22 protein-coding genes and 1 tRNA gene are annotated in these 25,990 nt (G+C 54.6%); 12 read left to right on the forward strand and 11 right to left on the reverse strand.

What is annotated here, in order from left to right:
• Positions 1-14: 14 nt before the first annotated feature.
• Together JUJ53_RS21465 and JUJ53_RS21470 are read right to left on the reverse strand one after the other, a co-directional pair.
• Positions 15-1,784: a diflavin flavoprotein gene (locus JUJ53_RS21465; protein WP_204154063.1), complete on the reverse strand. Its 1,770-nt coding sequence runs from the start codon at positions 1,782-1,784 to the stop codon at positions 15-17.
• 104 nt (positions 1,785-1,888) lie between these two features.
• On the reverse strand, positions 1,889-3,616 hold the full coding sequence (locus JUJ53_RS21470; RefSeq protein WP_204154064.1) for a diflavin flavoprotein: 1,728 nt from the start codon (positions 3,614-3,616) through the stop codon (positions 1,889-1,891).
• 458 nt (positions 3,617-4,074) lie between these two features.
• Between JUJ53_RS21470 and JUJ53_RS21475 the strand changes: the two genes are divergently transcribed.
• A complete protein-coding gene (locus JUJ53_RS21475) occupies positions 4,075-4,434 on the forward strand; it encodes a translation initiation factor (RefSeq protein WP_204154065.1) in 360 nt (119 codons plus the stop codon).
• 328 nt (positions 4,435-4,762) lie between these two features.
• On the opposite strand, the gene JUJ53_RS21480 is transcribed toward JUJ53_RS21475, so the two are convergent.
• A complete protein-coding gene (locus JUJ53_RS21480) occupies positions 4,763-5,239 on the reverse strand; it encodes a CAAD domain-containing protein (RefSeq protein ID WP_239125263.1) in 477 nt (158 codons plus the stop codon).
• Between the two features lie 202 nt (positions 5,240-5,441).
• Entirely contained in the window at positions 5,442-5,768 is a 327-nt protein-coding gene (locus JUJ53_RS21485; RefSeq protein WP_204154066.1) for a hypothetical protein, read from the reverse strand.
• Between the two features lie 832 nt (positions 5,769-6,600).
• Between JUJ53_RS21485 and JUJ53_RS21490 the strand changes: the two genes are divergently transcribed.
• The gene (locus JUJ53_RS21490) at positions 6,601-7,518 is read left to right on the forward strand and encodes a 4-hydroxybenzoate solanesyltransferase (RefSeq protein WP_204154067.1); all 918 of its coding nucleotides are present in this window, start codon (positions 6,601-6,603) and stop codon (positions 7,516-7,518) included.
• 161 nt (positions 7,519-7,679) lie between these two features.
• Here the strand turns inward: JUJ53_RS21490 and JUJ53_RS21495 are convergent, their stop codons facing one another.
• The 3 genes from JUJ53_RS21495 to JUJ53_RS21505 all read right to left on the reverse strand — a co-directional run bounded on the left by JUJ53_RS21495 (position 7,680) and on the right by JUJ53_RS21505 (position 10,139).
• The gene (locus tag JUJ53_RS21495) at positions 7,680-8,315 is read right to left on the reverse strand and encodes a hypothetical protein (RefSeq protein WP_204154068.1); all 636 of its coding nucleotides are present in this window, start codon (positions 8,313-8,315) and stop codon (positions 7,680-7,682) included.
• 36 nt (positions 8,316-8,351) lie between these two features.
• The gene (gene gltX, locus JUJ53_RS21500; RefSeq protein ID WP_204154069.1) at positions 8,352-9,809 is read right to left on the reverse strand and encodes a glutamate--tRNA ligase; all 1,458 of its coding nucleotides are present in this window, start codon (positions 9,807-9,809) and stop codon (positions 8,352-8,354) included.
• A 256-nt stretch (positions 9,810-10,065) separates the two neighbouring features.
• Positions 10,066-10,139: transfer RNA gene (locus JUJ53_RS21505), tRNA-Asp, on the reverse strand.
• A gap of 238 nt (positions 10,140-10,377) precedes the next feature.
• On the opposite strand from JUJ53_RS21505, the gene JUJ53_RS21510 reads away from it, so the two are divergent.
• The 3 genes from JUJ53_RS21510 (at position 10,378) to lexA (ending at position 12,568) form a co-directional block, all read left to right on the forward strand.
• Complete coding sequence (locus tag JUJ53_RS21510) at positions 10,378-11,361, forward strand: glycerophosphodiester phosphodiesterase (protein ID WP_204154070.1); 984 nt, start codon at positions 10,378-10,380, stop codon at positions 11,359-11,361.
• Positions 11,362-11,519: 158 nt separating this feature from the next.
• Positions 11,520-11,876, forward strand: a complete 357-nt coding sequence (locus JUJ53_RS21515; RefSeq protein ID WP_204154071.1) for a hypothetical protein — start codon at positions 11,520-11,522, stop codon at positions 11,874-11,876.
• Positions 11,877-11,956: 80 nt separating this feature from the next.
• Positions 11,957-12,568 (forward strand): transcriptional repressor LexA, encoded by a 612-nt coding sequence (gene lexA / locus JUJ53_RS21520; protein WP_204154072.1) that lies wholly within the window; start codon positions 11,957-11,959, stop codon positions 12,566-12,568.
• On the opposite strand, the gene JUJ53_RS21525 is transcribed toward lexA, so the two are convergent.
• Positions 12,539-13,240, reverse strand: coding sequence for a ribonuclease HII (locus tag JUJ53_RS21525; protein ID WP_204154073.1), 702 nt, complete (start codon positions 13,238-13,240; stop codon positions 12,539-12,541). The genes lexA and JUJ53_RS21525 overlap by 30 nt on opposite strands.
• 79 nt (positions 13,241-13,319) lie before the next feature.
• Here JUJ53_RS21525 and JUJ53_RS21530 point away from each other — a divergent pair, with 79 nt between their 5' ends.
• On the forward strand, positions 13,320-14,561 hold the full coding sequence (locus tag JUJ53_RS21530; protein ID WP_204154074.1) for a hypothetical protein: 1,242 nt from the start codon (positions 13,320-13,322) through the stop codon (positions 14,559-14,561).
• Here JUJ53_RS21530 and JUJ53_RS21535 read toward each other — a convergent pair.
• The 3 genes from JUJ53_RS21535 to JUJ53_RS21545 form a co-directional block, all read right to left on the reverse strand.
• Positions 14,553-15,083, reverse strand: a complete 531-nt coding sequence (locus JUJ53_RS21535) for a universal stress protein (protein WP_204154075.1) — start codon at positions 15,081-15,083, stop codon at positions 14,553-14,555. The two genes, JUJ53_RS21530 and JUJ53_RS21535, sit on opposite strands and share 9 nt — an antisense overlap.
• A gap of 74 nt (positions 15,084-15,157) precedes the next feature.
• Positions 15,158-17,665: a phosphoenolpyruvate synthase gene (gene ppsA, locus JUJ53_RS21540; protein ID WP_204154076.1), complete on the reverse strand. Its 2,508-nt coding sequence runs from the start codon at positions 17,663-17,665 to the stop codon at positions 15,158-15,160.
• Between the two features lie 544 nt (positions 17,666-18,209).
• Complete coding sequence (locus JUJ53_RS21545) at positions 18,210-18,995, reverse strand: hypothetical protein (protein ID WP_204154077.1); 786 nt, start codon at positions 18,993-18,995, stop codon at positions 18,210-18,212.
• A 199-nt stretch (positions 18,996-19,194) separates the two neighbouring features.
• Here JUJ53_RS21545 and JUJ53_RS21550 point away from each other — a divergent pair, with 199 nt between their 5' ends.
• The 6 genes from JUJ53_RS21550 (at position 19,195) to JUJ53_RS21575 (ending at position 25,984) form a co-directional block, all read left to right on the forward strand.
• Positions 19,195-20,019 carry a lipase family protein gene (locus JUJ53_RS21550; RefSeq protein WP_204154078.1) on the forward strand — a complete coding sequence of 275 codons (825 nt, stop codon included), beginning with the start codon at positions 19,195-19,197 and terminating at the stop codon, positions 20,017-20,019.
• Positions 20,020-20,438: 419 nt separating this feature from the next.
• Positions 20,439-20,747: an RNA-binding protein gene (locus JUJ53_RS21555; RefSeq protein ID WP_204154079.1), complete on the forward strand. Its 309-nt coding sequence runs from the start codon at positions 20,439-20,441 to the stop codon at positions 20,745-20,747.
• A gap of 378 nt (positions 20,748-21,125) precedes the next feature.
• Positions 21,126-21,314, forward strand: coding sequence for a 30S ribosomal protein S21 (gene rpsU, locus JUJ53_RS21560; RefSeq protein WP_204154080.1), 189 nt, complete (start codon positions 21,126-21,128; stop codon positions 21,312-21,314).
• Positions 21,315-21,638: 324 nt separating this feature from the next.
• Positions 21,639-22,184, forward strand: a complete 546-nt coding sequence (locus tag JUJ53_RS21565; RefSeq protein WP_204154081.1) for a hypothetical protein — start codon at positions 21,639-21,641, stop codon at positions 22,182-22,184.
• A 184-nt stretch (positions 22,185-22,368) separates the two neighbouring features.
• Positions 22,369-24,111, forward strand: coding sequence for a hypothetical protein (locus JUJ53_RS21570; RefSeq protein ID WP_204154082.1), 1,743 nt, complete (start codon positions 22,369-22,371; stop codon positions 24,109-24,111).
• 256 nt (positions 24,112-24,367) lie between these two features.
• On the forward strand, positions 24,368-25,984 hold the full coding sequence (locus JUJ53_RS21575) for a glycosyltransferase family 39 protein (protein ID WP_204154083.1): 1,617 nt from the start codon (positions 24,368-24,370) through the stop codon (positions 25,982-25,984).
• The last annotated feature ends 6 nt before the right edge of the window (positions 25,985-25,990 follow it).

The raw sequence follows: 25,990 nt of genomic DNA on the forward strand, positions 1-25,990 counted from the left end.
TGGCCTCGTTATGACTAGTAGTGGTTGCCAGATTTGCGGTGGTGTACGGCTGTTTTCACGTCCGGATTCATCACCTGCCCTTGCTCCACAACGGCATAGACCACCCAATGGTCGCCGCATTCCATCCGGCTAGCGACCCGGCATTCTAGGTAGGCCAGGGCGTCTTTTAAGATGGGGCAGCCATGGTCTGATTCGGTGATGTCAACGGAGTTGAACCGATCTTCGCCCGGCGAGAAGGGCTTGAGGAAATGCTTCATCAGCCCTAGGTAGTTGTTCTCGGCCAAAATATTTAGGACGAAGGGGCGATCGGGGTAGAGCAAGGACTCGATCGCTCGGTCTTTGGCCACAGCTACGGTAAAGCCTGGGGGGCTGAAGGTGGCTTGGGCCACCCAGGAGGCCAGCATGGCGCTGGACAGGTCGCCTTGGCGGGTGGTAACGACGCAGAGGGAGCCCACCATCCGGCCCATGGCTTGCTCTGTGGGGGTGACGGTGGAGCTGCTTTGCAGGGCAGAGACCTTGGGCGATCGCCGCTTTTTAGCCTTTTTCAGCGCTTGGACAAAGTCAGTGCCGGCTTCTTCACAGGTTTTGATCACCACATCCGTGGGTTTGAACTTCACCCGCATGGTTTCAAATCCAAAGCTATAGCCCGCATCCCGTAGTTTGTTTTCTAGGAGATCAATGGCTTCTCCACTCCAGCCAAAGGAGCCAAAGACGCCGGTGAGCTTATCCTTGGGAACGGTGGATAGGGCCACCCCCAGCGCCGTTTGGATCTGGGTGGGTGCATGGCCGCCGAGGGTGGGTGAGCCAATCACAAAGCCATCGCACTTTTCTAGGATGGTTTTGATTTCATCCGGTTCTGTGCTTTCGCAGTTCACCGATTCCACCGCTACGCCCGCCTTGGTCATGCCTCGGGCGATCGCTTGGGCTACGGTGGCTGTGTTGCCATAGGCGGAGGCATAGAGCAACGCCACCATCATCTCTTGGCTGCGCTGCTGGGTTAGCCACTGGCGATAGGACTGCAGCAATTCCGTCGCGCTATAGCGCACCAAGGGGCCATGGGCCGGTGCATAGAAGGTCATCGGCGCGAGGGCTTCCATTTTGTCGAGGGCGGTGGTCACCTGACGGGCATGGGGAGCCATGAGGCAGTCGAAGTAGTAGCGCCGATCCTCTAAAAAGGCCGTCCAACCTTCATCAAAGATTTGGTCACCGCAGATGTGGGCTCCGAAGAACTTATCGGTGTAGTGAATCTTGGTTTGGGGATCGTACATGCAGAGCCCGTCGGGGTAGCGCGGCGTGGGAATGGGCGCAAACTGCAGGCGATGCCCTTGTCCTAGGTCTAGCACCTCATCGACATTGCCCTTGATCACCCGCAGGTTGGGGGGTGTGTCGCTGAGCAGATTTTTCAGAGCTACGGCGGCTGGATTAGAACAAACCAGAGTGGCTTGGGGAGCGCGCTCTAGCAGCACTTTGAGGGTGGCGGCTCGGTTGGGGTTGATGTGACCAAGGATGATGTAGTCGAGTTGGCGTAGATCAAACCGTTGCTCCAACGCATCAAGGAAGGTGGCCGTAAACGACTCTCCCGGTGGATCGATCAAGGCGCTTTGGTCGGCGGTGATCAAGTAGGAATTGGCCGTGGTGCCCCGTTCTAGGGCGTATTCAATTTCAAAGCGCAGACGGCTCCAACTGCGCGATCGCATCACTTTGGTGTGATCAGCGATCGCCAACACTTGGACATCCCGAGGCGGATGGGTGGCGATCGCAGATTGAGATACCGTTTCAGGCATAAGCTAGCTCCCGTGATTGGTCTAGGCCGTTGGCTGGGTCGTGGTTGGTTGTAGTCGGTGGATGCCCATGGATGGATGTCCACCGACTACCGACTGGGCAGGGTTTAGTAATAGTTACCAATTTTGCGATGGTGAACAGCGGTTTGGGCATCGGGGGTGGCCACCTTGCCTGCATTAACGGTGCTGTAGACAATCCAGTGGTCGCTACATTCCATGCGGCTGGAGACTTCACATTCCAGGTAGGCTAGGGAATCGGCAAGGATCGGCGAACCGTTCTCCGCCGTGCGGGTTTTGACACCAGCAAAGCGATCGGCACCGGGGGGAAATCGCTTGAGGAAGTGCTTCATCAGCGCCTGGTAGTTGTCTTCCGCCAAGATATTGAGCACAAAGCGATCGCCCACCTGCATCAGAGATTCAATCGCCCGATCCTTGGCGACCGCCACCGTAAAGCCTAGGGGTTGGAAGCTAGCTTGGGAGACCCAGGAGGCCAGCATCGCCCCGTTGACTTCGCTCTTGCTGGCGGTGATGATGTATAGCCCGGTGCTGATGCGACCGAGGGCTTTTTCTAGCTCATTGTCGATCGCTTTCACTTTCTTGATTTTGCGATCGCGGCTGAGGAGCTGTCCGAGGTCAGTACCGGCTTCATCACAGAGCTGGTAGATTTGCTCGGAGGGCACGTCTTTCACCCGAATGGCGGGGAAGGCCTCGGTGAGATTCAGTTCCTTAAAGCGGCTGAGGAGCGGATCCACGGGTTCGTCATCACCGCCGTAGGATTCAAACAAACCCACCACTTGCTTATCGTGAACTGCCGCCAAGATGGTGCTGATAGCCGCCCGGGCCACGGCGCTCATGGGCCCAGAGCTAGGCGGTGCGGCAATCACCAAGGCAGATGCCATACTCACCAACTCGTTCACTTCCTGGGGATCGGCTACCCGTAGATCCATCATGTCTACGGCCACGCCGGTTTTGGTAATCCCCCGGGCGATCGCTTGGGAGAGGCGATCGCTATAGCCATAGTCCGATACGTAGAAGACCGCTGCGGTGGTCTCCGCCTTGGTTTTGGCCTGGCTCCATTCCTTGTAGCGACGGGTGAGTTCCTGCACGTTGTGGTAGAGCAGCGGGCCGTGCCCCGTGGCAATTTGCTTAATCTCGCCCAGATCCGCCATGCGCTTCATCGCCGACAGCACCGAGCGAGCATTGGGGGCCATCAGGCATTCGTAGTAGAACCGGTAATCGGCTTCGATGGTGGCTAGATTTTCGTCATAGGTAGCATCGCTGCAGAAATGCATCCCAAAGGCATCGCAGGTGAACAGCGTTTGGGTGCCGCCATCGTAGGTAAAGATGGTGTCGGGCCAGTGTAGGTTGGGAGCCATAACGAACTGCAGTTCATGCCCCTTACCCAAGTCTAGGGTATCGCCGTTTTTGACAATCTTTTGCTTAAACGGTGTATGGGTCAGACCTTCTAAAAACTGTAGCGCTACCTTAGAACCCACCACGGTAATGTCGGGGGCGAGGGCCAAAATATCGGGCACCAAACCGCTATGATCGGGCTCGGTGTGGCTAATAATCAGGTAGTCAAGGGTGGATGGATCGACAGCTCCCTTGAGGGTATCGAGGTAGAGATCCCGAAACTTTTCGTGGGAGGTATCGACCAGGGCGGTCTTGTCACCGTAGATGATGAATGAGTTGTAGGTGGTGCCGTTTTGTAAGCCAAACTCAATATCAAAGCGATCGCGATCCCAGTCTAAGGAGCGAATCGTCACGGTATCGGGCGCAATCTCTGCGGTCTGGGTGGTCAATCGTTTTTGAACTGGGTTTACTACAGCGACCATCTGTAACCTCCTAGCTTGTCATTAAGGGTTTGAATAAGAGTTTTTACCTATGTCTATGATGCGACAAAGTTTGTCACATTAGTTATAGTGATCCTAAACATAAGTTTTTCTAACCTTGGGAAGACTCTTTCATAAGGGGCGATCGCTGCCCCCTAGCCCTACCATAGCGGCGATCGCCCCTGAATGACCTAGGAGATCAATTCGAATCCCTAAACAGACTCATTGGCAACGCTGACGGATTTGGTCTATTCACGAGAGGTTGCATGATTAGGATTGGTGACGCGCTAACCCAGATAGGGATAGGTATTGCCGTCGGTCATCATCGAGGGAATCCATTCAGATCCCTAAACAGATCCATTGGCAACGCTAACGGGTCTGGGCTGATCAAGAGAGGTTGAACTGGATGGGCAACGCGCTAATCTAGATAGGGACAGGCGTCGTCATAGGCAAGGTTTTCGATGGGCAAGCAAAAAAATACTCCAATCAACGCGAAGGGCGATCGCTTGGTCTATTCCGATTTTGGCGATCGCCAATACACCGCCGCCACGGAACGCGCCGTTCCCGATCTGCCCCCTCAGCAGCAAGATCTGCGCATCCAAGCTTCGCGCAAAGGCCGCAAGGGCAAAACGGTCACCATCGTCAGCGGCTTTCAATCCAGCCCTGCTACCCTCGCCACTCTGCTCAAAACCCTGAAGTCTCAATGTGGTGCGGGGGGAACGGTGAAAGACAATACCCTGGAAATCCAGGGGGATCATGGGGATATGCTGCTGCAGGCCTTGAGTAAGCTAGGCTATCGCGCCAAAAAAAGCGGCGGTTGATGAGAAAGGTTCAACTAGGGGCGATCGCCATCCTAGAAGAACAGCTACCGATCATGCTCTTATCATCGCCAAGGCCGTCCTTGTCCTCTTCCCGGCGGCGTACCCATCGATGGTGACAGCGGAAGATGCTCGGATCCCCGGCAACATGTTCTAGCCGATGGGATATTGGCTCGTAGGATCTGCTCATGGAAAGAGGGATGTTGCTTACATTGCAACACCCCTCTTTTTGGGTTGAACGATTGTTGAACGATTATGGTTAAACGATGAGCTACCTGTCTGAAGTTGTTTCCCTCGACGCAGGCAACTCATGGATTCAATCTCGACACCCTCACTTCATTGAGGTTTGTCCTAGCACCTGCTCTTTTAAGCTGGTGAAATCCTCCGCCAATTCTTTGCGGCTGGAGGCTTGTAGCAAATAACGGTAGACGAACCAAGCGGAATATCCCAACCCGACCAACTCAAAAAGTGGGGAGAGTAAAGGAATATCATTAATGGCACCTAGCACAGCTAGAACCAGCTTGACCGAAACGATCGAGCCAGTGATGATGCCTACGGTAATAATGGGGCGCTTGTATTCCCCAAAAAATTCGCTCAAATAGGCGGGCAAATCTGCGAGAAATGCCGACACCTTGTCAACGATGTCTTGCCACTGTTCTTGAGACTCATTAGACGCCGAAGCAGTAAGCTGAGCCAAATCACCCGACTGCTCACCATTGATGTCAACATCAACATCAACGGTCGTTTGTTCTGTTTCTTCCACCATAGTCTCCAAGCTCCTATCTTTTTGTGTAACGTCAAAATCCATCATGACACCTCAAAACACCAGACTCAACGATGTTGGCTAGAGCATATACCAGGCAGGAGCAAACTACTCACCTAATGACGAGGGTCATGTTTCCTAAGGATTCGAACATAATTGACACTAAAGCAGACGCTTAAGAATTGCAAGATACATCCTAGGTACTCTTCTTGAAGCAAGAAACGCTGGAGGAAGTAGACCAGAGGAACTAGACCATGCGTTCGGATGAACTGTCTAGCTGGCTATCGGGCTGCAGGAAGGCTGGTAACGGTTGCCGCCGCAGGGTCAGCGCGGTGACGCTAGGGCTGCGCAAACTCACCCAAATACTGCAATGGGTATCGGATGCGGTAACCATGACATTATCCCGCTGCCCTAACCTACAAGCATAGTGATAGAGCTGGGCTCGTAGATGGAGCGGCGTGGTGTGTAATCGATAGAACAGCTCGTTTTGATGGTACATGCCATCTTGAACGGTGCTGTTAAACCAAAACTTGAAAGGGAAGATTTTCCCTTCGTTGACAACTGGCGGTAACACTGGAATGCTTTCGTGATAAAGGTGGGTTTGAAAACACGAAGATGCAAGACCCCTAGCTTCGTCCATAGTTCAAATACATGTAGAAACGTTGGTCACCCTGAATGATGGGTTCAGATAGCTGGATCATGATGATGCATGAGCACTCATGCCAGCAGACCTGAAGGCGGAATCATTCTTATTGTCAGCAAGGTTGCCAGACTCAGGATCAGTTAATGCCAGCAGGTGGAATGCTGCGCGTCAAGAGTCAAGTAAGACCGATGGATGGTACGACGCTGAGAATGAAACGTTCGGTAGAGAACACAAGGAGGAAGCGTTTTCGTAAGAGGACGCGGCGCAACCCTAGCTACCTCTGTAGTGTTTCAAGGGTAGCTTAGGTGCTAAAGCTAGATCTGAAGGCGGGCGTGCCAGCGTTTGTTGGGTGACTCATGCTGGACGATGATGTGTATGGATGACCACTGGGGTTGGGGCTGCCTGTTGTACAACAACGGTTAACCCGGTTCTTGAAGCCTAGATGGTAAGACTATCTGGCGATCGCGACCCCCTGCACCGTGACACCCGTCTATACTGCTTGAGCCGGAGTCTCCCTCATTCTACTCAACTCGCCTGGGGCGATCGCTGGTTTTTTCCATAATTTCACATAGATGGAATAGCTAAAATGTATCCTAAGCAGCAATATTTTAGGGTGGCAAGACAGGATTTGAACGCAGCGATATGCTAGACAGTGAGCCTAAACGTATATCCTAGGGGGCGATCGCTCCCTGGAATGTAGGGCTGGCTGCCTTGACCTTTCGATCGGGCCGCATCATTCACCATTGTTCCTGTATCAACTCCTATGCTGACCGAGCAACCCCAGCAACCCCACCAACCTCCGTCGAATAAATCCACGTGGAAAGCCATCCTTCGGCTGCTGCGCTGGGATAAACCCACCGGCCGCTTGATCTTAATGATCCCTGCCCTGTGGGCGGTGGTGCTGGCAGCCCATCGCCAAGTTCCAGGACAGTTACCGCCTTGGCCCTTGGTGGGGGTGATTATTCTAGGTAGCTTGGCCACCAGCGCGGCGGGCTGTGTGGTCAATGATCTCTGGGATCGCAATATTGACCCGAAGGTGAGCCGAACGCGCGATCGCCCCCTAGCGTCCCGTGCCCTGTCGATTCAAACCGGCATCGGGGTCTTGCTGGTGTCGCTTGTCTGCGCTTGGGGCCTATCGCTATACCTCAATCCGTTTAGCTTTTGGCTTTGTGTGGCGGCGGTGCCGGTCATTTTGTTCTACCCCTCCGCCAAGCGAGTGTTTCCTATTCCCCAATTGGTGTTGTCCATTGCCTGGGGCTTTGCGGTGTTGATTAGCTGGAGTGCGGTGACGGCGGGGCTAGAGCCAGCGGTGTGGCCGCTCTGGGGCGCTACGGTGCTGTGGACGCTGGGCTTTGATACGGTTTATGCCATGGCGGATCGGGAGGATGATCGGCGCATTGGGGTGCGATCGAGTGCCCTATTTTTTGGATCGCGGGCGGCGGCAGCGGTGGGCATCTTTTTTGCTGGCGCGGCTATACTGCTGGGGATCACGGGCTGGATGCTGTCTTTGGGTATTCTGTTCTGGATCACCTGGGTGTTGACCCTGCCGGTTTGGGCTTGGCACTATTGGGAACTGCGCCGCACGAAGCCCCACCCGTCCCTCTATGGTCAGGTGTTCCGCCAAAATGTGGGACTGGGATTTTGGCTGCTGGCGGGGATGGTGCTGGGCAGCCAGATTTGAGTGTTTGCAGCAGCGCTCTACCCGCAACGTCAATTCGGGTTAAGGGGATTTTCCAGCTTGTTGGACGAAAGAATCAAGCTCTCAGTCCACGAGAGAATAAGGCTTTCAGCTTATCCCGAACTCAGGTTACCCGCAGGTGAGCATCGGGAAGACGGTAGGGATTAGCGCTGGAGTTGCGGGATCGTGGAAGGGCTCACAGGATTGGCGGCGGTTTCCGGTGTTTCGCTCAAGGTAATCACGTAGGGAGCAGACTGACGGGGTGAGATGCCGCCTACCCAGATGCGATAGGTGCCTGCCGCCCATTCGCCAATGATGGCGGGGCTGAAGGTTTGGTAATTATCGTTGCACCAGGTATTGCCATCTTGATCACGGACGATCAGGGTCGTGTCTTGCCGGCTCTGCACTTGCAGGCTGAGGTAGGGAAATGGCTGGGTGAGCACCATGGTGTGGTCGGGCTGGTCGTTGATGAAGCCGTTGCATAGACCCGTGGAGCTTTGGGTACTTTGAACCATATCACTGGCGGCCTGATTACCGCCGCTCAGCCCCCGAACGGTGGCGGGGTTGGGGGTGAAATTGGGGGTGAGGGTGATGTCTTCAAACAGGGTGACGCCGGAACTGTAGACCACAGGATTAGGGCGAGCTTGGGCGATCGCTCCTGAGGATACCCACAGGGGCATGAGGGCAGCGATCGCGCCGAAGGTGAGGATAGGGCGGGGGTGCATAGGCGGGTGGAGAATGACGACGGGCTGGAACGAGGCTCCTTGACCACGATGGTCAGACCTGCCGAAATGTTCCATGCCGCTATCTTAGCCAACCCGCAGGTGGACGTTAGACTACCCAGCCTGGGCGATCCCTAGGGCTGCGGTTAACCGAGCTTGATCGACACCCTTGGCATGGAGCAAGACCCAAGACTGGATCAGGTCGGGGCCATGCATGGCGCAGGTGAGGGCCGCCCGCAGCGATCGCATCACCAATCCTTTTTTCACCCCAGCGGCCTTGGTGGCTTGCTTGACGATATCTTTGGCGCTGTCTTCGGTGAGGGGTACGGTTTGCTCTGCCAGCAAGGTTTGCACCGCTGCTAGCAGATCGGCCACGCCTGCCTGCTGGAGCTGGGCGATCGCTTCCTCGTCGTGGGGCAGGTCGGCATCAAACAGATAGCGGGTCATGTCGGTGGCGTCGCTGAGGCGGACGAGGCTTTGCCCTACTAGGGTGGCGACTTGCTCCAACCAAGGGCGATCGCCTGCCAGATCAACGGCGTAGCCTGCCTGTTGCCAGTAGGGCACCAAACCCTGCACCAAGTCTTCACTGGGCATGGCGTGGAGATATTGACTGTTCAGCCAGTTGAGCTTATCCCAGTCAAACTTTGCGCCGGCCTTGTTGACCCGGTCAAAACTAAACTGCTGAGCGGCCTCTGCCAGGAGAAACTGTTCCTGGGTGGCATCCGGCGGCGACCAGCCGAGCAGGGTCATGTAGTTCACCAAGGCTTCGGCGGTGTAGCCCATGGCCTGAAAATCGGAGATAGACGTAACGCCATCCCGCTTCGATAGTTTTGCCCCCGCTTGGTTCAAGATTAGGGGTGTATGGCCAAACTCCGGCACGGTAGCGCCGAGGGCTTCGTAGAGCAAAATTTGCTTGGGCGTGTTGCCAATGTGGTCTTCTCCGCGAATCACGTGGGTGATGCCCATGTCGATGTCATCGAGCACCACTACTAGGTTGTACAGCGGTTGACCAATATCGTCTTGGGAGGCCGCGCGGGCAATCACCATATCGCCGCCGAGGTCACGTCCTTTCCAGGTCACTGTGCCCCGCACCAAGTCTGTCCAGGCAATCTCGCGATCGTCGTCAATTTTGAAGCGAATCACTGGCTGGCGACCCTCGGCCAGGAAGGCTGCTTCCTGCTCAGGCGTGAGGTGGCGATGGCGGTTATCGTAGCGAGGGGCATCGCCTCGGGCCTTTTGCTTAGCCCGCATCTCATCGAGTTCGTCCGGGGTGCAATAGCAGCGGTAGGCCAATCCCTGGTCTAACAAGCTGTGGATGGCTTGACGGTAGAGATCCAGCCGCTGGCTTTGGTAAAAGGGGCCTTCATCCCAGGTCATCCCTAGCCAGGCGAGACCCTCCAGAATATTCTCGGTAAATTCGGGTCGCGATCGCTCTAGGTCAGTGTCTTCAATACGCAGGATGAACTGCCCCCCGTGGTGGCGGGCAAAGAGCCAGTTAAAAACGGCCGTGCGAGCCGTACCAATATGCAAATTTCCCGTAGGACTAGGGGCAATACGAACGCGAACTGTCATACACCAACCACTTGTGGAACAACATTGAATTCATACCATATGGGGGCGATCGCAGCGTTGAACCGTCGCGTTCAACGCTCAGGAGACACCGTCGGCTGGCCCATCCCCACCCCCAAGAGATCAGCAGGAGTAGGGGCTGAGCGGCAGCCCACCCAAGATCTTTCTCAAGATCCCTGATGATCTCATATACCAATTCTCATATACCAATAAAGAAGAGAGCCAGAATTAGCTCTCTTGGTTTTCTTCTTCAGTTTAACGGGACTGACGGGGCTCGAACCCGCAACTTCCGCCGTGACAGGGCGGTGCTCTAACCAATTGAACTACAGTCCCCTATATGGGTCGCTCTTTCTTAAGGGCGATCTTGATTATGCCGATTCCAAACTCATTTGTCAAATAAAAGTTGTGACTAAGAAATGACAAAGTTGGAAGGCGATCGCTGTCCTGAGCTTAACGCTAAATTAACGTCTAGCGCTGAGACTTAATCATAGCGGAATCATGCCCCAGTTTTGCACCGATGGGATAGATTTCTAGTAGATTTCCACGACTCAAGGTTGATGTCAGGTCTGTCATGGCTGCTTGGATGACCCTAAACGGAACACCGCCGCTGGTGATTGCCCACCGAGGTGCGAGTGGCGATCGCCCCGAACATACCTTAGCGGCCTATGAGCTGGCGATCGCTCTGGGGGCAGATTACGTAGAGCCGGATCTGGTGCCTACCCGCGATGGGGTGTTGGTGGCTCGCCATGAAAATAACCTGATTGATACCACCGACGTTGGCGATCGCCCTGAGTTTAGCGATCGCTACACCACTAAACAGATCGATGGCCAGACCTGCTCGGGCTGGTTCACCGAAGATTTCACCCTGGCGGAACTGAAAACCCTGCGGGTGCGGGAACGACTCCCGTTTCGGGATCAGAGCTTTAACGATCAGTTTCAGATTCCCACCTGGGAGGAGATCCTAATCTTAGTGCGCCAAGCAGAGCAAACGACCGGGCGCACCATCGGCATCTATCCCGAAACCAAGCATCCCAGCTATTTTCAATCCATGGGTCTGCCTATCGAAGCTCCGCTCCTCCAAGGGCTGACCCACTATGGCTATGGACATCCTGACGATCGCATCTGCATTCAGTCCTTTGAAACCCAGAATTTACAGGATCTGCGATCGCTGACGGCGTTGCCGCTGATTCAGCTCATTGGCCAAGCGACGGAGATCCAGGTAGACAGCGATCGCCCCTATGCTGACCTGCTGACCCCGGAGGGATTGGCCGCGATCGCCCAGTATGCCCAGGGGATTGGCCCCGATAAACGCTGGATTGTGCCCAGCCATCCCACGGATGCTGGTCAACTGCTGTCGCCCACAGACGTCGTAAACCGCGCCCATGCCTGCGGCCTCTGGGTTCATCCCTACACCTTTCGCAACGAGCCGCAGTTTCTCCATCCGGCCTACGCCACTCCTCGCCAGGAGTATCAGCAGTTTTTTCGGCTGGGTGTGGATGCTGTGTTTAGTGATGCTCCTGGGGAAGCGATCGCGGCTCGGGAGGCATTAGCTTGAGATGAACGGGACGTTGGCCGCTAGACAAGGCAGTTGAGCAGATGTCTGGAAACCCATCGTTTCGAGAAGACTGGGTTCTGAGAAGACATTTCATGGATCTTGCAGTATCATCACGGGCAGTTTCCTAGACCTGTTGCTCGCCTTACCTCGTTAATTCCATGCAAATTTGGACGGTTTGTTTTCTGATATTTTTCCTGGCTACCCAGGTGTACCAAATGGTGAAAGAGGTCTCGCTGCCGCTGCCGTTGGCGATCGCTGGGGGCATTTTGTTGGCGATCGCCTCCAATATCCAGCGCAGGTCAACGCTGTCCTCGTCTTCATCCGTGACGCCATCTGTGACACCGCCTGTGACGCCATCTGTGACGCCATCTGTGACGCCATCTGCACCACCGGCTAACCCCAGCTCTGAAACGATGTCGCTCCGATCTGCCGAGACCTTAGCCCATCCGCCGATTCCACCTTTCTCAGTGCCTGCGTCTAACCCTTTCTTCCCTCGCCCTCAGGAAAAATCCTAGACAATACGGGTGTTTTGTTGGTACAGTTGTTCTTATGGATCATAGTGTCCGCCCTATTCCTTTGAGAGGCTGAGAAGGTCATGGAAGCCCTGACAGAAGTCCAACAACAGTTATACGACTGGCTGATCGACTACATCCGCGAGAACCAGCATTCCCCATCCATCCGTCAGATGATGCGAGCCATGGGGCTGCGATCGCCCGCTCCTATCCAGAGTCGTCTAGAGCACCTGCGCAACAAAGGGTACATCGACTGGACGGAGGGCAAAGCCCGCACAATTCGCATCCTCAAGTCGCTGAATCCTGGCGTGCCGATTATGGGTGAGATCGCCGCTGGGGGCTTGATTGAACCCGTTACCGACGACGCAGAAGCAGAACATCTCGACATTTCCGGCGTTCAGCTCAAGCATAAAGACTACGCTCTGCGGGTCACGGGCGACAGTATGATCAACGCCATGATCGCCGATGGAGATATCGTGATCATGCGCCCAGTGTTTGAACCCGATCGCATCAAAGATGGCACCATTGTGGCCGCTCGGGTAGAAGGCTTTGGCAACACTCTCAAGCATTTTTATCGCCGCGATAACCACGTCACCCTAGAAGCAGCGAACGACAACTACAAGCCCATTCATGTACCCGCCGATGCTGTACAGTTGCAGGGTGTTTTAGTTGGGGTTTGGCGGCAGTATCTCTAATGGGTTACTGCTGGGTTCTAGATGACCCGATGTAGAACCAGCATCTGATGAGAGCGGTTGGCAGGGGCGGAAGGATCGACGGTGTTGGGGAGAAATGCCCAGGGTCTGGATAGCTTGGCGATGCTTGGCGGTGCCGTAGCCTTTGTGAGCGGCGAGACCATAGCCTGGATATCGAGCGTCAAGGCGGGTGATCAGCTGATCTCGCCATACTTTGGCGACAATGCTAGCGGCGGCGATCGCTAGACAGGTGCGATCGCCTTGAATGATCGTGTGCTGCGGCAGGGTGAGGGTGGAAATTTTACGGTTGCCGTCAATCAGGCATAGCTCAGGGGTGGGGGACAGGCGCATAATGGCCCGCTGCATGGCCAGCAGGGAGGCCTGGAGAATATTCAGGCGATCGATTTCCTGAACCGACGCTAGACCCACGGTACAGGCGATTGCCACACGGCGAATCTGGGTATCCAAGGCGGTGCGCTGGGAGGCAGAAAGCTGCTTACTATCGGTGACGCCTTGCTGAATCAAGTCGTCGAAGCAAGCTTCAGGAAGCATGACGGCAGCGGCAACCACTGGGCCAAACAGGGCTCCGCGTCCTACTTCATCGACGCCAGCAATCTTTCCCCATCCAGGGGATGGCCCAGACCAGTCCAACAGGTTAAGCTGCTGATAGAGCATGGTTTAACGGGCTGTTCGTCGAACAGTCGGTATGGTTGGTACAGGGTTGGGTATACGTTTGGGTATACGTTATAGAGCTATGTGGCATATTGGGCAACATTGGATGGGTAAGGCTGGAGTCGCGATCGCTGCCCTGGTGATGATGGGCAGTGAAGGTCGGCTCAGCCGTGTTCCTGTGTTGGCAAGGTCGGCTCAGTTCAATACTCCGCTTGCCTCCACGGCTCCGTCTATCTTAGATCGAGATGACTTGGATCAAGATGGCTTGGAGCAAGAGCCGGGGATTGATGGCCCAGATCAGCGCGATCGCCGCCAGCGCACGGTCTATATCTACGACTTTCCTAGCTTCCACAGTCAGCGACTGGATGAACAACTGGCCCAATACACCGCTTATCTAGCAGACCATGGCCCGCCCGATGTGTTGATTCTGGGCAGTTCGCGATCGCTGCAGGGAATTGACCCCCAAGTGTTGGCGGCGACGCTGCAGGATGAAGGCTGGGGCGAGGTATCGGTCTACAACTTCAGCATCAACGGCGCTACAGCCAAGGTTGTAGACGTGATTTTTCGGCAGGTACTGGATCCAGAGCATCTGCCGCGCTTGGTGATTTGGGGGGATGGTTCCCGTGCGTTTAACAGCGGCCGCCCCGATGCCACCTATGAGCGGCTCAAGGCCTCGCCGGCCTATGCGCGGCTCATCACCGAGGGCGATCGCCCTATTCAAAGTGTCGTGCTGCCGTCATCGCCACGCTTATTGCGGCGATCGGTAGAGCAAGCAGATCAAGTCTGTCCCCCTGGGGCAGAGGCTTCAGAGGCAATCTATGCTTGGCAAGTATCGATCGACTGGTGCGCAGCGGTGGCCCCTCCAACCCTGGCCACTGACCTCACGCCTCAAGGCTTTTTACCCATTGCCGATCGCTTTGACCCAGCCGTCTACTATCAAGACTTTCCCCGGGTTTCAGGCCAGTATGACGGTAGCTATGTACCGTTCCAACTGCAGGGAGAACAGACCCAAGCCTCGGTGGCGATCGTCAACTATGCCCGCCAGCAAGGAATTCCCCTCGTGCTCGTCAACCTGCCCCTGAGCCAAGACTATCTTGACCCGGTGCGCCAGAGCTATGAACAGCAGTTTCAGCTACACCTACGGCAGTTGGCGATCGCCCAAGGGTTTACGCTCGTGGACCTAAACCAGCCCGACTTTCAGCGCAATGACCTATTTGCCGATCCGAGTCACATTAACCAAGTGGGTGCCGTGCTCGTGTCGGAGGCGATCGCCCGAGATCCGATGGTGCCGTGGGAGGTATTGCTAGAGCCAGAGCTACCGTGAGGCCGCCGTTTCTTGGGCATCACTGGGCTTTGCGGCTCCATCTTCAGGAACTTGAATGGTTAGCGTGGAGCAAGGTGCGTGATGCAGCACATAGTTGCTGACGCTGCCCATGAGCATTTCTCGAATGGCAGACAGCCCTCGTCGTCCCATGATCACCAGATCAACGCCGGTCTCCTCGGCCATGGAGCAGATGATCCGGCCTGGGCTACCTGGAATTTGTCGGTAGGTGGTGGTGACGCCGTGGGATTGGGCCACATCGGAGAGCGATCGCAGCATATTCAGCCCCCGTTCCTCAAATTCTTGCCATTGCTCTCGATACACCTTCAGCATGGCATCGTTGACCACGGGATAGTAGCTGAGTCCTGGGCTGACAAACATATCAGGGCTACCCGATTCCTCCGCTGTTAAAACATGCAGCAGGAGTAGCTCGGCTTGGATAGGCTTCGCTAGGGATAGGGCGTGGTTAAAGACATGTCGCCCCATTTCAGAGCAATCAACCGCGACAAGAATTTTTTGAAACATAGTGTTTACCCACTGTGAATGTTATGAGGAGGGAGTTGGGATGGGAGCGATCGCCCCCATCCCAGATGCTGGCCCTAGGACTGAGTTTCCTCAACCTTAGCGATCGCCAACAGGGTCTTCATCACCGAGTCTGGGTTGAGGCTAATGGAGTCAATGCCTTGCTCAACCAAGAATTCAGCAAATTCTGGATAGTCACTGGGAGCCTGGCCGCAGATGCCAATCTTGCGATGGTTGCGTTTAGCCGCCTCAATCACCATTCGCACCATGTGCTTCACCGCCTCGTTGCGTTCATCAAAGATGTGCGCCACCAAGGATGAATCGCGATCGAGACCAAGGGTGAGTTGGGTCAGGTCATTGGAGCCAATGGAGAATCCATCAAACACCTGACTGAAGGCATCCGCGAGGATGACATTGCTGGGAATTTCGCACATCACATAGACTTGCAGACCGTTGTCACCCCGCTTGAGTCCATGTTTTTCCATTTCTGCCAACACCTTACGACCCTCATCTGGGGTGCGGCAGAAGGGAATCATGGGAATCACGTTGGTTAATCCCATGTCATCCCGGACTCGTTTGAGAGCCTTACATTCCAGCCCATAGGCTTCGGCATAGCTAGGGTCGTAGTAGCGTGATGCGCCCCGCCAGCCAATCATCGGATTTTCTTCCGACGGTTCAAACTGCCGCCCACCGAGCAAGTTGGCATATTCATTGCTCTTGAAGTCAGACATGCGAACGACCACCGGCTTGGGATAGAAGGCTGCCGCAATCATGCCGATGCCGTGAGCCAGCTTATCGACAAAGAAGTCAGGTTTGTGGTCATAGAGTGCCGTCAGCTCAGCAATGTCGCGTTTGGCAGCCTCATCTTCCAGGGTATCAAAGTGCAGCAGGGCTAAGGGATGGGCCTTGATGTGGTTGGCAATGATGAACTCGAAGCGGGCTAGACCAACGCCATCACAGGGAATGGACGATAACCCAAAGGCTTCATCCGGGTTGCCCACATTCATCAAAATCTGAGTGCGGGTGCGCGGGAGGTTATCCAACTGGGTTTCCTGCACCTCAAAGGGCACGAGACCGGCATAGACTCGACCTTCCTCCCCTTCCGAGCAGGAGACGGTCACGGCTTGCCCAGTTTTGAGGACGCCGGTGGCATTACCGCAGCCGACGATCGCTGGAATACCCATTTCCCGAGCAATAATCGCGGCGTGGCAGGTGCGTCCGCCTTGGTTGGTGACGATCGCACTGGCGCGTTTCATAATCGGTTCCCAGTCGGGATCGGTCTTGTTGGTCACCAAGACTTCACCGGGCTTGAACTGGTCGATGCCATGGACATCCAAAATCACTCGGGCATCGCCCTGGCCAATCATTTCGCCCACGGCTCGCCCGGTGATCAACACATCGCTGGTACCCTGGAGGCGATAGCTGCGGAGAACATTGCCAGCTTTTTGCGACTGTACGGTTTCTGGACGGGCCTGCACGATGAACAGCTCGCCGGTAATCCCATCTTTCGCCCATTCAATGTCCATGGGCGTATACATGCCGCGGACGTTGGAGTAGTGATCTTCGATGATGCAGGCCCATTCAGCCAGCTTGAGAATTTCATCATCGGTGATCGCATATTTACAGCGTTCACTGTCTGACACCGTCACATTTTTGGTGAGCTTCGAGCCGCCCGTGTCATAAACCATCTTGATTTCTTTGCTGCCCAAGCGTTTTTCAAGAATGGGTCTAAAGCCTTGCTTGAGGGTGGGCTTGAAGACAAAGTATTCGTCAGGGTTGACAGCACCCTGCACCACGTTTTCGCCCAGACCGTAGGCTGCGGTCACCAGAGCGGCATCCTTGAAACCTGTTTCGGTATCGATGGAGAACATCACGCCCGAGGAGGCTAGGTCAGACCGCACCATTTTTTGCACGCCCACGGAGAGCGCCACTTCAAAGTGGTCAAATCCCTTGATGGTGCGATAGGAAATGGCGCGATCGGTAAACAGAGAGGCAAAGCACTTGTGGCAGGATTCCAGCACGCCCTTGACGCCATGGACATTCAGATAGGTTTCTTGCTGTCCAGCAAAACTAGCATCGGGCAAGTCTTCGGCGGTGGCGCTGGAGCGTACTGCTACGTCTACATCGCTGCTGTAGCGTCGGCAGGCTTCCCGTTCTTCTCCTTCAAAGCGATCGCACAATTCACCATTGACGCCATAGCGTTCACAGAGGCGCAGGTAGGCAAGGGCGATCGCTTCTTCGAGATCCTTTGGAAAGGGCGTATTTAAGATCAAACCTCGGGCTTGCTGACCGCGTTCCCGCAGGTTGGGCATGTTTTCCACATCGAGATCAGAAAAGAGCGATCGCAGTTGTTCCTTCAGCCCAGCTTTTTCAATGAAGTAGCGGAAGGCATAGGCTGTCGTGGCAAAGCCTGTGGGAACACTCACCCCTTTGGGCATGAGCTGCTGGATCATCTCTCCTAGGGAGGCATTTTTCCCGCCTACATACGGAATATCTGCAATGCCAACCTCTTCAAACCAAAGAATCAATGCATTGTCTTTGGTATGTCCGGAATCACTTCTTGATGCGAATGGTAGGTTAACCATAAGTGTATTCCTCTGGCTTTTATAACAGCCTATTAACAACAGATGATGAGATGATTGTGGACTTGTCTTTTGAGGCGGAATAAACTCAATCCTTAATCACCCCACTCTCATCATAGTGTGCTCCAAAAATGATAATGATTAAGAGTTTTTGAATTGCTTCTAAAGCCTAACGCAACCTAAATCGAGTGGAAAATTAGTTATGTTTCTTAATGGATTAGGTTAGCGTCTAAACCGTTGATGAGCCTGTGATCTGGCTATCGATTAAAGGGTGGCGATCGCGTCCTTAATCGCTTAAGCTAGGATTAGAGATCTATCCAGGATCTAAACGAGATCGTTCAACGCTTGTAAAAGTTAATATCTTTCAACAAAATCTAACGTTTTTAGGTCTAAGTCTGTGCCTAAAATATCGGTAACGCTTCAAGAAACTCAATATTTAATGGTTTGATCCTAGATGAACATCCAACGTCTGGATTGATCGAATCCTTAAACAATCCATAGGTTGTATTAATCAGAAATCCCTATTGATGTATGGGACGCGATCGCATCAATAGGAGCGGTTCAAAAAAGATTGGATCTGCTGCATCAAGCCTTCATGTTCAGCTCGCCCAATGCCGTAGTAGGGGGTGAGGGGCAGGTAGGTGGGCACATCGGGCGGTAGGTCTTGGGACTTAAAGCGTAGACAGACTCGATAGACTGAACCAGCACTGCCATCGGAGGTTTCAAGCTGGACGGCGGCGATCGCCGCCAGGGGATAGGTTTGCTGCTGTTTCTGCCATACGCCCTGCTGGCGCAAGGTAAACTGCCCAGTTTGCTTATCAAAGGTGCCGGTCACTACCTTGCCATAGAGCACACTCAGGGAAATGCCCATCAGGGCCAGGGCCCAGCCAACGCCATAGGCAAACCAGCGGTTATCGCTGACCCATTCTAAAGATCGCAGGTCTGGATTGTAGAGAAATCGCTGGATGCGTCCGGCGATCGCCAGTCGTTCTCGGTCGTTGAGCGTAGCGTAGATCTGGATGGGAAGGTAGCGATCGCCCATATGCAGCCAAATGGCATGACTGGGGGTTGAGACGGCCTGGGGTGGATAAAGCTGCACCGTTTGCAGGTGATCCACGGGGAAGTAGATCGTGCTGGAGCGGAGTAGGTTGGCCTGGGTGAGTGCGCAAAAGCCATCCCCTTGTTCCGTGCGATCGCACATCAGCCGTGATGATTGCCCTAACAGCACCATGATGATCAAGCCCATGGTGACCCAAGCACCACTCAAGATCCATAGCAACCAAGGTCGAGCAGTAAAGACAAAGCTACGAGACGTGAATTCCTGCACAGTCATAGACTGGATGGCTCAAGGGAAACAGATGATGGAATCAAACACAAACCCTATCTCCAATGTTCTGTCATGGCCTATGCCATCCGGAATCTCGCCCCATCCTGTTGAAACTCAAGATATCTTCAGATATTTTCTGACGAGAGATTAATATCGCCCCCGGCGTTCTGCAACTACTCAGGGATCTTCTTCTGCATCGATACCCATGCTGTCCCCCTATCAAGAGCTAGAGACTATGGTAGACCTAGACTATGCCCAAGCCGTCACCTGTGCGCTCTTATCCAGAGACATTTATGAAGACTTTGCTAGCCCGCGTCTCAATGGATTTGAGAAAACTCACCCCTACTATGTATTAGACGATCCAAGCACCGATACCCAAGGAGCCGTGATCGTTGATTCAGATGCTTCAACCATCCATATCGTGTTTCGCGGCAGCTCCCATGAAAAAGACTGGGACATCAACCGCAGCTTCAGTCCCACCGTTGCTGAGTTCAAGCAAGAGGTGATTCAAGGGGAAATTGTGGAGGAACAGGAGAAGACCTATCCCTATGCAGAAGGCAGTTCATCGGGGTCGATGATGCACTCTGGGTTTGTGAAGGCTTATATGGCTGAGAAGATCCGACCGGCCATACACCAATACCTCAACGACCACATCACCGCCGCCCCACCCCGAGTTATTGTGACCGGGCATAGCCTAGGGGGAGCGATCGCAACGCTCTGTGCTGTCGATATTCAATATAACTTCGAAAGTAAGATAAGCAGCATTGAACTCTACAGCTTTGGTGCGCCCCGCGTCGGTAACCGCAACTTTCAAGAGTCCTTCAGTCGTCGAGTACCCCAAAGCTATCGGTTTATCTACGGCATGGACATGGTGCCAGCCCTACCCAGACCCTGGCAAGGCTACGTTCATACAGACCATGAGTACCGTTTAGGATCTCGGTTTGGCTGGCAGTTTCTATCTCGACGCTTCAAAGACCATAAAATTGACAACTATATTGAAGCCCTGCAGAGCAAGCTGTCCAAGTCCTAATCCCTCGTGGGTCAAAGGTGCGGGAGTTCATCCTAAAACCTTCTCTTCTCCGCAGTGTTGTACCAGTAGGGTGCTGTTAGGCGCAGCCGTAACGCACCGTCTCGCCAGGCTTTGATGCGTGAGATAGCGTAACGCATCAAAGCTATCCATTAGATGGGCTGCTCATCAGGTGTGGTTTAAGCCTAGGGTGATTGTCCGGGTTGGATAGGGCGCTGAACTCAGGCTGACCACTGTTCCGTCTTGGATCGATCACGCCTCTGACGTCATGCCAACAGCGTAATTGATCTAAAGATCACCATGATTTGGGGGTTGTGTGCTAGGGTTAATTTGGTAATTATTTTCGGGTATAACTCATTGGTTTACGTGCTGTTGTCTCCGAATCTAATTCTCTACAAACACCTTTGATTTGGAGATGCTGAATGTCAATTTACGTTGGTAACCTCTCTTATGATGTTACACAGGAAGACCTGTCTGAAATTTTTGCAGAATATGGGACGGTGAAGCGCGTTCATCTGCCCACCGACCGTGAGACAGGTCGTCCTAGAGGTTTTGCTTTTGTCGAGCTGGGAACAGACGAAGAAGAAAACGCTGCTATCGAAGACTTGGACGGCGCTGAATGGATGAACCGCGATCTGCGGGTCAACAAGGCGAAGCCCCGTGAAAATAACCGCAGTGGTGGCGGCGGCGGTGGAAGCCGTGGTGGCTGGAACAACAGCCGTAGCTACTAATCGCATCTGAATTGCCAACAAGCAATCTCTAGTATTCGTTGATCGTGATGAGCAGCAGGGTCAAGAGCACAACACTTTACCCTGCGCTCTCACGTTTAGTCTGATTCAGTGAGTTTGGTTTGGGTTTAGATAGACGCGGCGAGTATAGCTCCCCATCACTGAGCTATACGCCGGTTACTCCAAGACGTTTGCAAAGCAAGTCAGTTCACAAAAATGCGCAGGTTGGTGAGAGCAGATGAGTCTTTCAGCCAATCCATTTAGGAGTGCATGGGTTGCAGTTGTGGACTACCGTTAAAGTATAGTTAGGTCGATCTGGCAGCCTGCAATAGGTCGTCAGGTTGGCACCTTTGATGTTGATGTATTGATTGAGGAAATAGTATGACCCAAGTAATTCTGGGCGAAAATGAAGGTATAGAGTCAGGGCTACGACGCTTCAAGCGTAAGGTTTCTCAAGCGGGCATTTTTCCAGATATGCGGAAGAATCGTCACTTTGAAACACCGATCGAAAAGCGTAAGCGGAAGGCGCTGGCCCGTCGTAAGCAACGTCGCCGTCAATCTCGGTTCTAGGGACTAAGCCTCTGAATTTGTAGAACCCTGGCGGTTCACCCGGTGCCCATGCTCCATGTGGACGGAGGCTAACGTTAACCTAGATGCATCAATGTGCTCAAGTATCATGACCCGCCCCGACATCTGTGTCAGGGCGGGCAATGTTTGTATGGGCCTATGGTGGATGGGGACTATAGGAATTTAGTCCTTGGTTGCACAGTCGATCAGGTTGTCGTTTTGGCAATCAATGTTTAGGATTACAGGCACGAAGAATTTTTGACCATGGGTCTACCCCTTGGATGTCATGCTCTGGGGTGGTGATCAACACCGACAGGAGGATTGGGGATGAATAGACAACTAGCTGGGATAACTCGTGGAGGGGCGATCGCCCTTGGTGCGGCGGCGATCGCGGTGACCATTGGTATGGCTGAGCCAGCATCTGCCCAGCCTGCCTATGGCAGCTACGTGGGTATTGGCGGCTCCTTTGGTCTTACGGACGGCGACACTACGGTCTTTGACGAGAGCCGTGAATCGGCAGCCGTGATTGCAGTGCGCTACAACATTTTGGAGCTGCCCATCTCCGTGCGCGGGCAGGTGCTGACCCTTGGTAGCACAACCGCTATTGTGCCGACGGTTTCCTACGATATACCCCTCAACTGGCAGACCGATGCCTATATTGGTGCAGGCATTGCCTTCCAAGATGGCGGCAGCGATGGCGATACATCCCCTATTGGCAACCAAACTGCCTTCGTGATTCAGCCCGGCGTAGACTACAGCTTGCCCTATAGCCGCTTAGTGCTTTTTGGTAATGCCATCATTGCGTTTGACGCCTATGAAGAAGGCGGTGGCACAGCTGCATCTCTCCAGGGCGGAGTCGGTCTGCGCTTCTAAGCGTTTTTGTCTTAGGTCAATCTGCATCCTCGATCCAGGCGATAGCGATCAGCTCTTCGCCTATATTTTGCTGGAGATAACAGCATTGTGAGAGAGATTTTGGGCAGGACTCCGTTTCTCCTGTGGGAACAGGGTAAGCTGATGTCAGTCGGGCGATCGCTCGTTTCGCATTTCTGCCCTTGCTATGCATGACCGGCTTCCTCAGCTTCATAAAGGTCTGATTACCCAAGCCACCCGACCGACACAGGGGTGGTATGTTCTGTGGTTGGTTCTCAGTTTTTTGATGGCGCTGCTGTTGGGCGGTCTGGTGCTGTATCAGTCTCTCGACAGCGCCTATGTCATTCAGGATGATGCTCGCCAGCATGTGTTTTGGATGCGGCGTTTTCTGGATGCTGACCTGTTTCCTAATGACGTCATTGCCGACTACTTTCAGTCGGTAGCGCCCGGAGGCTATACCGCCCTCTATCGTGGTGCTGCTGAGCTAGGTCTTGATCCAGTCCTGCTGAGTAAGATCGTGCCGCTGATCCTCGGCTTGATCACCACGGGCTATTGCTTTGGCATTTGCTTAGAACTGTTGCCGCTGCCGGTGGCCGGGTTCACGGCATCGCTGTTGCTAAATCAGATCATCTGGACGCATGATGACGTAGCGTCTGGCACCCCCCGTGCCTTTGTCTATCCGTTATTCACGGCGTTTTTATACTATCTGCTGAAGCGATCGCTCCTGCCTTGTTGGATCACCATTCTTCTGCAGGGTTTGTTTTATCCGCAGACCGTGCTGCTCAGTGCCGGATTGCTGGCTGTCCAGGGTCTGCGCTGGTGGCTACGGGTGCCCCACTGGCCGTTTACCCGTCGGGATGCCTGGCTGTGTGGCGTGGGCATGGGGATTGCGATCGCCGTGACGCTGCCCTATCTGCTCAGTCCGTCGGACTATGGCCCGGTGGTGTCGTTGGCGGAGGCCCGCAGCCTGCCGGAGTTTCAGGCTGGGGGGCGGGCAGAATTTTTTAGGGATAGCAGCGCCCAATTTTGGCTCTGGGATGGACGCAGTGGCATCTTGCCCCGAGCTGATCGATTATCGCCTTTGCTCTATGCTGCCCTGCTGTTGCCCTTGATGGCATGGCGATCGCGGTGGTTTCCTCTCTGTCAGCATATCCAGCCCAAGGTGGTGATCCTTGTGCAAATGCTGGGGGTCTCTCTGGTTTGGTATGGTCTAGCCCATCTGCTGCTCTACCGTCTACACCTGCCCAGTCGCTACACCCAGCACACCCTGCGCATTGGCCTGGCCCTAGCCGCCGCGATCGCTCTGATCACCTTGATCGATGCCCTCTTGCACTGGGCTGAGCAAGCCCATCGTCAGCAGAGACTGCGATCCCATGTTGGGGTCATAGCGTCCGGAGCGATCGCCCTGGCCCTGCTGCTATTTCCCCTCTGGGTGCAGTTTCCTCGGGTGGGCTATGTCACCGGTGCCTATCCTGACCTGTATACCTTTTTCTCCCAGCAGCCTGCCGATACCATGATTGCCTCCATTGCCGATGAGGCCAGCAATCTGCCTAGTTTTTCCCAGCGATCGGTGCTGACGGCGCGGGAATATGGCATTCCGTACCACACCGGCTACTATGACCAGTTTGTGGAGCGCACCACCGCGGTGCTCCAAGCGCAGTATAGCGACGACCTCGACATGGTGCGCACCGTCACCCAGACCTATGGCATTGACTTTTGGCTGCTCGATCGCCATGCCTTCCAAGCCAACTACCTGCGTCGATCCTGGGTCTGGCAATATGACGATGTTGTGTATCCTATTCAGCGATCGCTCCGCCGAGGCTCTCGTCCCATTCTCAAAACGCTGCATCAAACCTGTCTTGTGTTTGAAAACTCTAGTCTGTTGGTGCTGGATGCGGCTTGCGTCCTTGAGCAGGGGGATAGTACTTAGTACTGCAAGATAGAAGAACGAAGACAGAAAAACGAAGAGGCAGTCCAGGACACACAAGGGTTCCCACGTTAGCACCTAGGTAGGTTACGTCTGCCTCAGAGTACTAGAAGACTATGAACGCATCCAAGCCGGTGCGTTACGGCGTTGCCTAGCAGCATCTGACGCTACGGTTGATGGATGCCCACTGTTCGTCGTCTGCTCATCTCGCCACAAAACAGCGTAGGATGAATGGAAAAATCGTGGGTGAGCGATCGCAATGGTAGAGCAAATCCAAAACGTTGAGATCAAGCGCCAGCGCTCCAGTTCCTGGCTGAGATGGCTTGTGATCGGGCTCCTCATTGTGGGCGTTGTGTTTCGCCTCTATCAGCCGGGGCATAAGGTCTACTGGTTTGATGAAACCATGACCTCCCTACGCATTGCTGGCTATACCCAAGAGACGCTGGTGGCGGCGGCGGTCAATCAACCTCCGATCACCGCAGAGGATTTTCTTGAGCGCTACCAATACCCCGACCATCAGCGCACCCGAGCCGCTGCCCTGGCCGCCCTAAAGACCCATCCCGAACATTCCCCGCTGTACTATGTGATGGCCTGGGGCTGGCTATACCCAGCCGGGCATTCGGTGGGCAACTTGCGGCTCCTGTCGGCGTTATTTGGACTGGCGACCATTCCTGCCGCCTATTGGCTTGGGCGAGAGTTATTTCAGGCTGCCGAGGCGGGGTGGGCGATCGCTGCCGTTGTGGCCATATCTCCGTTCCATGTGCTGTATTCCCAGGAGGCGCGGGAATATAGTTTGTGGACGTTGGCGATCGTGCTATCTAGTGCGGCGCTGTTGTGGGCGAGGCGGCGCAATACCGTACCAGCCTGGAGTCTCTACGGCGTGACGCTGGCTCTCGGGCTGTATTCCCATGTGTTCTATGGATTTGTGGTCATGAGCCATGGGCTCTACATGATTCTGGCAGAAAGCTGGCGTCCAACTCGGCGACTCTTGGCCTATGGTGGTGCTGTTCTGCTGGGATTGGCCCTCTTTGCGCCTTGGCTGATGGTGATTCTGGACAATTGGGATCGACTGCTGGGCAATACCGTGGGCATGACCCTCGATCGCCAAGGATTTTTGCCCCTCTTTTGGCTGCTGAACCTCAGCCGCCTCTTTTTTGACCTCAATCAAGGGCCCAGCGCCATCAATCCAGCTCACTATCTTCTGCTTGCCCTCTGCGCCTATGCCCTGTGGTATCTCTATCAGCGCACGCCCCGCGTCACTAGCCTGTTTGTATTGACCCTGATTGGCGTGACGGCGATCGCCCTCATGGGCTCCGATCTGCTGCTGGGGGGACGGCGATCGACCATTACCCGCTATCCCATTCCTTGCTACGTGGGACTGCAGGTGGCCGTGGGCTATCTCCTTTGGCGAATGCTGCAGGATCCAGATCAGAGTCGGCGGGCCTATCGACGCTGGCGGGCAGGGGCGATCGCCCTGGCCTTGTCCGGTGTGCTCTCCGTTGCGGTGAATGCCCATCATGCTCTGTGGTGGAACAAAAGCTATGCGGTGAGTCGTTTTAACCCTGCCGCTGCCGAGATCATCAACCAAAGCGATCGCCCCTTGATGATCACCGATCGCGATCCCAGTGAAGTGCTTGCCTTTGTGCATCGGCTGGATGCTGACGTGCAGGTGCAGCTGATTGCCCGACCCAATGCGCCCGACCAACCGCCCGACCTGCGACCGATCGTCCCCGATATTCCGCCAGCGACCTACAGCGACGTCTTTCTCTACCAGCCCTCCCAGGGACTGCGGCTACGGATGGAGCGCCGAGGTATGCCCAGCAGCGATGTAAACGGCGGTGGCTGGCTTTGGACGGTGAGCATTCCATCACCCTAGTCGGCG

Origin of the sequence: Leptolyngbya sp. CCY15150, assembly GCF_016888135.1 — a bacterium.
Classification (GTDB): Bacteria; Cyanobacteriota; Cyanobacteriia; order RECH01; family RECH01; genus RECH01.

Excerpts from the sequence above, each read along its gene's own strand:
- JUJ53_RS21465 (WP_204154063.1), bottom strand. The coding sequence starts at position 1,784 with ATGCCTGAAACGGTATCTCAATCTGCGATCGCCACCCATCCGCCTCGG.
- JUJ53_RS21470 (WP_204154064.1), bottom strand. The coding sequence starts at position 3,616 with ATGGTCGCTGTAGTAAACCCAGTTCAAAAACGATTGACCACCCAGACC.
- JUJ53_RS21475 (WP_204154065.1), top strand. The coding sequence starts at position 4,075 with ATGGGCAAGCAAAAAAATACTCCAATCAACGCGAAGGGCGATCGCTTG.
- JUJ53_RS21480 (WP_239125263.1), bottom strand. The coding sequence starts at position 5,239 with ATGGATTTTGACGTTACACAAAAAGATAGGAGCTTGGAGACTATGGTG.
- JUJ53_RS21490 (WP_204154067.1), top strand. The coding sequence starts at position 6,601 with ATGCTGACCGAGCAACCCCAGCAACCCCACCAACCTCCGTCGAATAAA.
- JUJ53_RS21495 (WP_204154068.1), bottom strand. The coding sequence starts at position 8,315 with ATGGAACATTTCGGCAGGTCTGACCATCGTGGTCAAGGAGCCTCGTTC.
- gltX (WP_204154069.1), bottom strand. The coding sequence starts at position 9,809 with ATGACAGTTCGCGTTCGTATTGCCCCTAGTCCTACGGGAAATTTGCAT.
- JUJ53_RS21510 (WP_204154070.1), top strand. The coding sequence starts at position 10,378 with ATGGCTGCTTGGATGACCCTAAACGGAACACCGCCGCTGGTGATTGCC.
- JUJ53_RS21515 (WP_204154071.1), top strand. The coding sequence starts at position 11,520 with ATGCAAATTTGGACGGTTTGTTTTCTGATATTTTTCCTGGCTACCCAG.
- lexA (WP_204154072.1), top strand. The coding sequence starts at position 11,957 with ATGGAAGCCCTGACAGAAGTCCAACAACAGTTATACGACTGGCTGATC.
- JUJ53_RS21525 (WP_204154073.1), bottom strand. The coding sequence starts at position 13,240 with ATGCTCTATCAGCAGCTTAACCTGTTGGACTGGTCTGGGCCATCCCCT.
- JUJ53_RS21530 (WP_204154074.1), top strand. The coding sequence starts at position 13,320 with ATGTGGCATATTGGGCAACATTGGATGGGTAAGGCTGGAGTCGCGATC.
- JUJ53_RS21535 (WP_204154075.1), bottom strand. The coding sequence starts at position 15,083 with ATGTTTCAAAAAATTCTTGTCGCGGTTGATTGCTCTGAAATGGGGCGA.
- ppsA (WP_204154076.1), bottom strand. The coding sequence starts at position 17,665 with ATGGTTAACCTACCATTCGCATCAAGAAGTGATTCCGGACATACCAAA.
- JUJ53_RS21545 (WP_204154077.1), bottom strand. The coding sequence starts at position 18,995 with ATGACTGTGCAGGAATTCACGTCTCGTAGCTTTGTCTTTACTGCTCGA.
- JUJ53_RS21550 (WP_204154078.1), top strand. The coding sequence starts at position 19,195 with ATGCTGTCCCCCTATCAAGAGCTAGAGACTATGGTAGACCTAGACTAT.
- JUJ53_RS21555 (WP_204154079.1), top strand. The coding sequence starts at position 20,439 with ATGTCAATTTACGTTGGTAACCTCTCTTATGATGTTACACAGGAAGAC.
- rpsU (WP_204154080.1), top strand. The coding sequence starts at position 21,126 with ATGACCCAAGTAATTCTGGGCGAAAATGAAGGTATAGAGTCAGGGCTA.
- JUJ53_RS21565 (WP_204154081.1), top strand. The coding sequence starts at position 21,639 with ATGAATAGACAACTAGCTGGGATAACTCGTGGAGGGGCGATCGCCCTT.
- JUJ53_RS21570 (WP_204154082.1), top strand. The coding sequence starts at position 22,369 with ATGCATGACCGGCTTCCTCAGCTTCATAAAGGTCTGATTACCCAAGCC.
- JUJ53_RS21575 (WP_204154083.1), top strand. The coding sequence starts at position 24,368 with ATGGTAGAGCAAATCCAAAACGTTGAGATCAAGCGCCAGCGCTCCAGT.